General features: G+C 74.2%; 7 protein-coding genes and 1 pseudogene. 4 read left to right on the top strand and 4 right to left on the bottom strand.

The window, feature by feature from the left end; all coding sequences use genetic code 11:
- Positions 1-44: 44 nt before the first annotated feature.
- From ADK41_RS26205 to ADK41_RS26220, 4 genes are all read left to right on the top strand, one after another.
- On the top strand, positions 45-578 hold the full coding sequence (locus ADK41_RS26205) for a hypothetical protein (protein WP_030834499.1): 534 nt from the start codon (positions 45-47) through the stop codon (positions 576-578).
- Positions 575-1054, top strand: coding sequence for a ferritin-like domain-containing protein (locus tag ADK41_RS26210; RefSeq protein WP_030834497.1), 480 nt, complete (start codon positions 575-577; stop codon positions 1052-1054). The genes ADK41_RS26205 and ADK41_RS26210 overlap by 4 nt, the downstream gene beginning before the upstream one ends.
- 42 nt (positions 1055-1096) lie before the next feature.
- Positions 1097-2002 carry an aminoglycoside phosphotransferase family protein gene (locus ADK41_RS26215; RefSeq protein WP_030834494.1) on the top strand — a complete coding sequence of 302 codons (906 nt, stop codon included), beginning with the start codon at positions 1097-1099 and terminating at the stop codon, positions 2000-2002.
- 206 nt (positions 2003-2208) lie between these two features.
- On the top strand, positions 2209-2751 hold the full coding sequence (locus ADK41_RS26220; RefSeq protein WP_063756613.1) for a carboxymuconolactone decarboxylase family protein: 543 nt from the start codon (positions 2209-2211) through the stop codon (positions 2749-2751).
- Here the strand turns inward: ADK41_RS26220 and ADK41_RS26225 are convergent.
- The 4 genes and pseudogenes from ADK41_RS26225 to ispG all read right to left on the bottom strand — a co-directional run.
- On the bottom strand, positions 2741-4441 hold the full coding sequence (locus ADK41_RS26225) for a proline--tRNA ligase (RefSeq protein WP_030834491.1): 1701 nt from the start codon (positions 4439-4441) through the stop codon (positions 2741-2743). The two genes, ADK41_RS26220 and ADK41_RS26225, sit on opposite strands and share 11 nt — an antisense overlap.
- 88 nt (positions 4442-4529) lie before the next feature.
- On the bottom strand, positions 4530-5096 hold the full coding sequence (locus ADK41_RS26230) for a GNAT family N-acetyltransferase (RefSeq protein ID WP_030834489.1): 567 nt from the start codon (positions 5094-5096) through the stop codon (positions 4530-4532).
- A 43-nt stretch (positions 5097-5139) separates the two neighbouring features.
- Positions 5140-5988 carry a GNAT family N-acetyltransferase gene (locus tag ADK41_RS26235; protein WP_030834487.1) on the bottom strand — a complete coding sequence of 283 codons (849 nt, stop codon included), beginning with the start codon at positions 5986-5988 and terminating at the stop codon, positions 5140-5142.
- A gap of 144 nt (positions 5989-6132) precedes the next feature.
- Positions 6133-6950, bottom strand: a pseudogene (ispG, locus tag ADK41_RS26240) (flavodoxin-dependent (E)-4-hydroxy-3-methylbut-2-enyl-diphosphate synthase); the annotation flags it as partial.

Consider the following 6950-nt stretch of genomic DNA (forward strand, 5'->3'; position numbering starts at 1 on the left):
CCCTTCGTCGCTGTGTTCGTACGAGCCCCCCGAGGACGTCTGCCGTGCCGTTCCCCCCGCCTCCGCGTGCCCGTTCGGGGCCGCGCAGAAGGAGTCTGCTCGCCGTCGCCCCGGCGGCCCTGCTGGTGGCGGGCTGCTCCGCCGGGTCCGAGGAGTCCGGGGCCTCCGGTGGCAGCCGTCCCTCGGCCGCCGACCGGGCACGCGCGCGTGCGGCCCGGGACAGCAGGGAGCTGGCCGCGCGGTACGACGCGGTCGCGGCCGCGCATCCGAGGCTGGCGGAGCGGCTGCGTCCGCTGCGCGCGGAGGTCGTACGGCACGCGGAGGCGTTCGGGGCCGCGGCGGAGTCCTCACCGTCGCCCTCGCCGTCGTCGTCCGGGGCGGGCTCGCCCCCGGCCTCCCCGCCGGCCGCCGTGCCCGCGAAGGAGAAGGACGCCCTCGCCGGACTCGCCGCCGCCGAGCGGGAGATCGCCGACCGGCGCGCGAAGGCGCTCCTCGACGCGCCGGGCGAGCTGGCCCGGCTGCTGGCCTCGGTGGCGGCGGCCGGCGCGGCGCACGTGTACCTGCTGACGGAGGCATGAGGGTGAGCGAGTCGCGCGAGGCGAAGGACCGGGAGCTGCGGGCGCTGCAGGCCGCCCTGGCGGCGGAGCACGCGGCGGTGTACGGCTACGGGGTCGTCGGCGGCCGGATCGGCGCGGGCCGCCGTGCCGAGGCACGGACGGCGTACGACGCGCACCGGGCGCGCAGGGACGCGCTGGTGCGCGCGGTGCAGGACGCGGGGGGCGCGCCCGTCGCCGCCGCCGCGGGGTACGCGCTGCCGTTCCCGGTGCCGGACGCCGCGGCGGCGGTCCGGCTGGCGGCGGAGCTGGAGGACAGGGTGGCCGGGGTCTACGCCGACCTGGTGCGCGCGAGCGGGGGCGAGCAGCGGCGGGGGGCCGCCGAGGCGATGCGGGAGGCGGCGGTGCGGTCGGTGCGCTGGAGCGGCGGGAGCGTAGCCTTCCCTGGGCTCGCCGAGCGGGGCGGCACGGCTTCGGGGACCCCGGCGCCGACGGCGTGACGGGGCGGGCACCGCGTACAGCAGGAAGGGAACGACTCGCGCATGGTCTTCGAACCGCCGAAGCGTCTGGTGAGGGCGCTCCGTGAGACGGCGCCCGAGGGCGACGACTGGCTGGAGAGGCTGCCGGAGGCGGCGCGCGAAGCCGTCGCACGGTGCGAGTTGACCGTGGAGCGGGTGCAGGTGCCGGGCGGGCGCAGCAGCCTGGTCGTGCTGGTGCGCACGGCCGACGGGACGCCCGCCGTGCTGAAGCTGGCGCCGCCCCGGGCGCGCCCGGGGAGCGAGCGGGCCGCGCTGGCCCACTGGGGCGGTCTGGGGGCGGTCCGGCTGCTGGAGCCGGCTCCGGGCGCGACCGAGGGGGTGCTGCTGCTGGAGCGGTTGCACCCGGACGTGTCGGTGCGGTCACTGCCGGAGGCGAAGGCGTTGCTGGAGGCGGCGGGGACGCTGCGCCGGCTCTGGGTGGACCCGCCGGAGGGGCACGGTTTCGAGACGGTGGCCGAGCGGACGGGGCGGCAGGCCCGGGCCATGCGGGCGAGCGCGGTGGCCGACCCGGAGGTGGCTCCGCTGGTGGAGGCGGCGCTGACGGCCCGCGAGGAGCTGTTGGCGGCGCCGCCCGAGCAGCGGCTGCTGCACGGCACGTTCCGGCAGAGCAAGGTGCTGTCCGGGGAGCGGATGCCGTGGCTGGCGGTGGGACCGGATCCGGTGGTCGGTGAGCACGCGTTCGATCTGGCGCGGCTGGTGCGGGACCGGGTGGAGGACCTCATCGCGCAGGCGTCGGGGGCGACGACGACGCGGCGGCGGGTGAAGCGGCTGGCGGAGTCGCTGGAGGTCGACCGGGAGCGGCTGCGGGGGTGGACGCTGTTCCGGGCGGTGGAGTCGGGGGTGCGGGCCCGCCGCGTGGGCCGGGAGCGGGACGCGGAACTCCTCCTGGAGTTCGCGAGCTGGCTCTAGCCGTGTCGATCGGGCAGGCCGGTGACGCGGCCCGGCTGACGGGTGGCCGCCGATGCCAGTGCGGGGTCGGCGGTGGATGTCGCCGTCCACACCGAACCCGGAAGGCCCTCACCCGTTCGAGCACCCGGCACGCGTGTCACCGATGTCCCGGGACAGCACATCCAGGACCTGTTCCCGTTGCGGGGCCTCCGTCGCACTTCCGCGCCGTGGTCCGTCGGGGCGGGGACGGCGGGCGGAGCGACCCGGAGGAGACGGCGGCGGCACTGTTCAAGGTCACCGGCGACGGGCCGGTGCCGCGCTCCACGATCAGCCCGGTCCGGCTGCGCGCCGGTCGGATCGCCGGCGGCGCCTGCCTGACCGTCCTGCACACGGGCTTCCTGCGCGGGGCCGGGCAGTCGGAGGAGCGGATCGCCTCGGTGGCGTCCTGGTGGGACTCGCCGTACTTCACCGGAGTCGAGCGCGCCGGCCCTCGTGGAAGCCGTGCCGCAGCCGCCCGCGGACGGCGAGCGGGTCTCCGACGCGCCGTGCGGGCGGCCGGGCACTACGGGCCGAAGGCGCTCGCCACCCCGATGTTCGCGAGCGGCCAGGTCGACTTCCTCACCGCCGTCGCGCTCATCACCGAGCCGGCGCCCGGCCGGTCCTTCACCGCCCCGTGGAAGCGAGAGGGGCCGGCTGAGACCCGGACTGGACGAGACCCGGGCCCGTGCGACGGCGGCCGGCACGGGCCCGGTGACGCCGTTACGCCGTGAGGCGGGCGACCGCCTCGTCGACCGTGAGTTCCTCGCGCTCGCCGGTGCGGCGGTCCTTGAGTTCGACGACGCCCTCGGCGGCGCGGCGGCCCGCGACCAGGATCCGCGGGACGCCGATCAGCTCCGAGTCGGTGAACTTCACGCCCGGGGAGACGCCGGGGCGGTCGTCGACCAGGACGCGCAGGCCCGCGGCGGACAGCTTCTCGGAGACGTCCAGGGCCAGCTCGGTCTGGAGAGCCTTGCCCGCGGCGACCACGTGGACGTCGGCCGGGGCGACCTCCGCCGGCCAGCACAGGCCCTTGTCGTCGGCGGTCTGCTCGGCGAGCGCCGCCACCGCGCGGGAGACGCCGATGCCGTAGGAACCCATGGTGACGCGGACCGGCTTGCCGTTCTGGCCCAGCACGTCGAGCTTGAGGGCGTCGGCGTACTTGCGGCCCAGCTGGAAGATGTGGCCGATCTCGATGGCGCGGTCCAGACGCAGACCCGTGCCGCACGCGGGGCACGGGTCGCCCTCCTGCACCACCACGACGTCCACGTACTCGTCGACCTCGAAGTCACGGCCCGCGACCACGTTCTTCGCGTGCGTGTCGGCCTTGTTGGCGCCCGTGATCCAGGCGGTGCCCGGCGCCACGCGCGGGTCGGCGACGTACTTCACCTTGCCCAGGCCCTGCGGGCCGACGTAGCCGCGCACCAGGTCGGGGCGGGCCATGAAGTCGGCCTCGGTGACCATTTCCACGGCGGCCGGGGCGAAGTGCGCCTCGACCTTGCCCATGTCGACCTCGCGGTCGCCGGGGACGCCCACGGCGACGATCTCGCCGTCGACCTTGACCAGCAGGTTCTTCAGCGTGGCCGAGGCCTCGACGCCGAGCGAGGCGGCGAGGGTCTCGATGGTCGGGGTGTCGGGGGTGGGGATCTCCTCGGCGGCCGGGACGCCGGCGGCGTCGACCGGCTTCAGCTCGTAGGCGATCGCCTCGGTGTTCGCGGCGAAGTCGCAGTTCGGGCAGTCCGCGAAGGTGTCCTCACCGGCTTCCGCGGGGGCGAGGAACTCCTCGGACTTGGAGCCGCCCATGGCGCCGGCGGTGGCCGCGCAGATGCGGTAGTCGAGGCCGAGGCGCTCGAAGACCCTCTGGTACGCCTGGCGGTGCAGGGCGTACGACTTCGCCAGGCCCTCGTCCTCCAGGTCGAAGGAGTAGGAGTCCTTCATCAGGAACTCGCGGCCGCGCAGGATGCCGGCGCGGGGGCGGGCCTCGTCCCGGTACTTGCTCTGGATCTGGTAGAGGATCACCGGCAGGTCCTTGTAGGAGGACGCCTGGTCCTTCACCATCAGGGTGAAGATCTCCTCGTGGGTGGGTCCGAGGAGGTAGTCGCCGCCCTTGCGGTCCTGGAGGCGGAACAGCTCGGGGCCGTACTCGTCCCAGCGGCCGGTCGCCTCGTAGGGCTCGCGCGGCAGCAGGGCGGGGAGCAGCACCTCCTGGGCGCCGATGGCGTCCATCTCCTCGCGGACGACGCGCTCGACGTTGGCGAGGACCTTCTTGCCGAGGGGCAGCCAGGTCCAGATGCCGGCGGCGGTGCGGCGCACGTAGCCGGCCCGGACGAGAAGCTTGTGGCTGAGGACCTCGGCGTCCGCCGGGTCGTCGCGCAGCGTCTTCGCCATCAACTGGGACATGCGCTGGACCGGTGCGTTCGCCATGGTTCTCGTACTCCTGCTGCGTCTGGGTGGATGACAGGGAGGTTAGCCGGGCGGGACGCGGCGGCGGAAATCGATTGTCCGCCGTCCGCTACCCGCGGGGGAGCGGCAGCGGGGCGCCCATGACGGCGTACGGCTTGACGGCGCTGGGGAAGTGGACCTGGCGGGCGAGGTCCTGGTAGCCGAGCGAGCGGTACAGGTGACGGGCCGGGCTCTCGACGTCGATGGCGGAGAGGATGGAGCGGGGCTCGTCGGCGCCGTCGGTGATCGTGGTGATCAGGGCGCGGCCGATGCCGTGCTTCTGGTACCGGGGGTGGACGTGCAGCTCGGTGATGACGAAGGAGTCGTCGAGCCAGTCGTCGTGGCCCCGGGCGCGCAGATAGGGCTCGACGACGGTGGACCACCAGTGGGTGCGGTCGTTGGGCATGCCGTAGACGAAGCCGACCAGGTGGCCCTCGACGGTGGCGCCGAAGGCGCGGGCGCCGGGGAAGGTCATGTGGCGCAGCACGATCTGCCGGCGTACGGCCACCTCGTCGGGACCGAGCCCGAACGCCACCGCCTGCACCGCCAGCGCCTCGTCGACGTGGCCGGGGAGGTCGAGGGGGCCGATCACGATGTCGTCGGGGTGGGAGCGGCCGTGACCGGGAAAGCGCACCATGCCGGGGAGACTACAGGCCGGGGGGACCGCACGGCGTGCCCCGTCAGAACAGCACGCTCATGAAGGCGCCGACCTCTTGGAAGCCCACCTTCTCGTACGTCCTGCGGGCGGGCGTGTTGAAGTCGTTGACGTAGAGGCTCGCCACGGGGGCTATCTCCGTCAGGGCGTAGCGGAGGACGGCCGCCATACCGGGTGCGGCGACGCCCTTCCCCCGGTGCTCGGGGGCCACCCAGACGCCCTGGATCTGGCAGGCGCGGTCGGTCGCGGCGCCGATCTCGGCCTTGAAGACGACCTTGCCGTCGGCGTCGAAGCGGGCGAAGGAGCGGCCGGCGCCGACGAGTTCGGCGACCCGGGCCTGGTAGATCAGGCCGCCGTCACCGGCCAGCGGGGAGATGCCGACCTCCTCGGTGAACATCGCCACGCACGCCGGCATGATCGTCTCCAGTTCGTCCTTGCGGACGCGGCGGACGAAGGGGTCCGGGGCTATGACGTCGGACATCCGGTCGGTGACCATGAGGGGCTGGTGGGCGCGGACCTCGCGGGCCGGGCCCCATTGGGGTTCGAGCAGCCGCCAGAGCGCGGCGGTGGGCTCGGCCGGGCCGACGACGGAGGAGCAGCGGCGGCCGGCCCGGCGGGCGCGGTCGGCGAAGGCGCGGACGGCCCGGGGGGTGGCGCAGATGGGCACCAGGTTGGCGCCGGCGTAGCACAGGGAGGTCAGGACGCCCCCCTCGTACCAGCCCCACATCTCGCCGCCGAGCCGCCACGGGTCCAGGCCCGCGATCCGGACGCGGGCCGTCACGAAGGCGTTCGCGACCGGCTCGCGGTCGAGTACGGCGAGTGCGGCGTCCAGGTCGCTCGGTTCGAGGACCCGGGATGTGGTCTGCGTCAACACGCGCGGGGCCTCACACACGGGGGTCTGCTGATGTCTCCGCACTGTACCCGCGGAATCCGGGGGACGCCGCCCCCGGACCCCGCTCCGGTCCGCGGCCGGCCTCGTCCCCGGACGCCGAAGGGGCCGGCGGACCGGCCGGCGTCGTCAGCCGGCCACCGAGATCTGCGGCTCGCCCGACGTCACGCCGTCCTTCTCCATCTCCTCGGCGATCTTCATCGCCTCCTCGATCAGCGTCTCCACGATCTTCGACTCGGGCACGGTCTTGATGACCTCGCCCTTCACGAAGATCTGGCCCTTGCCGTTGCCGGAGGCGACGCCGAGGTCGGCCTCGCGGGCCTCGCCGGGGCCGTTGACCACACAGCCCATCGACGCGCAGCGGCACCTCCATGCCGGTGAGGCCGGCGGTGACCTCCTCGGCGAGCTTGTAGACGTCGACCTGGGCGCGGCCGCAGGACGGGCAGGAGACGATCTCCAGGCCGCGCTGCCGCAGGTTCAGCGACTCCAGGATCTGGATGCCGACCTTGATCTCCTCGACCGGCGGGGCCGACAGCGAGACGCGGATGGTGTCGCCGATGCCCTGGGAGAGGAGCGCGCCGAAGGCGACGGCCGACTTGATGGTGCCCTGGAAGGCGGGGCCGGCCTCGGTGACGCCGAGGTGGAGGGGGTAGTCGCACTGGGCGGCGAGCTGCCGGTACGCCTCGACCATGACGACCGGGTCGTTGTGCTTGACGGAGATCTTGATGTCCCGGAAGTCGTGCTCCTCGAAGAGGGACGCCTCCCACAGGGCGGACTCGGCCAGCGCCTCGGGGGTCGCCTTGCCGTACTTCTGGAGCAGGCGCCGGTCCAGCGAGCCGGCGTTCACGCCGATGCGGATCGGGGTGCCGTGGTCCCTGGCCGCCTTGGCGATCTCCTTGACCTTGTCGTCGAACTGCTTGATGTTGCCGGGGTTCACGCGGACCGCC

The sequence above is a fragment of the Streptomyces caelestis genome (genome assembly GCF_001279005.1).
Taxonomy (GTDB): domain Bacteria; phylum Actinomycetota; class Actinomycetes; order Streptomycetales; family Streptomycetaceae; genus Streptomyces; species Streptomyces heliomycini.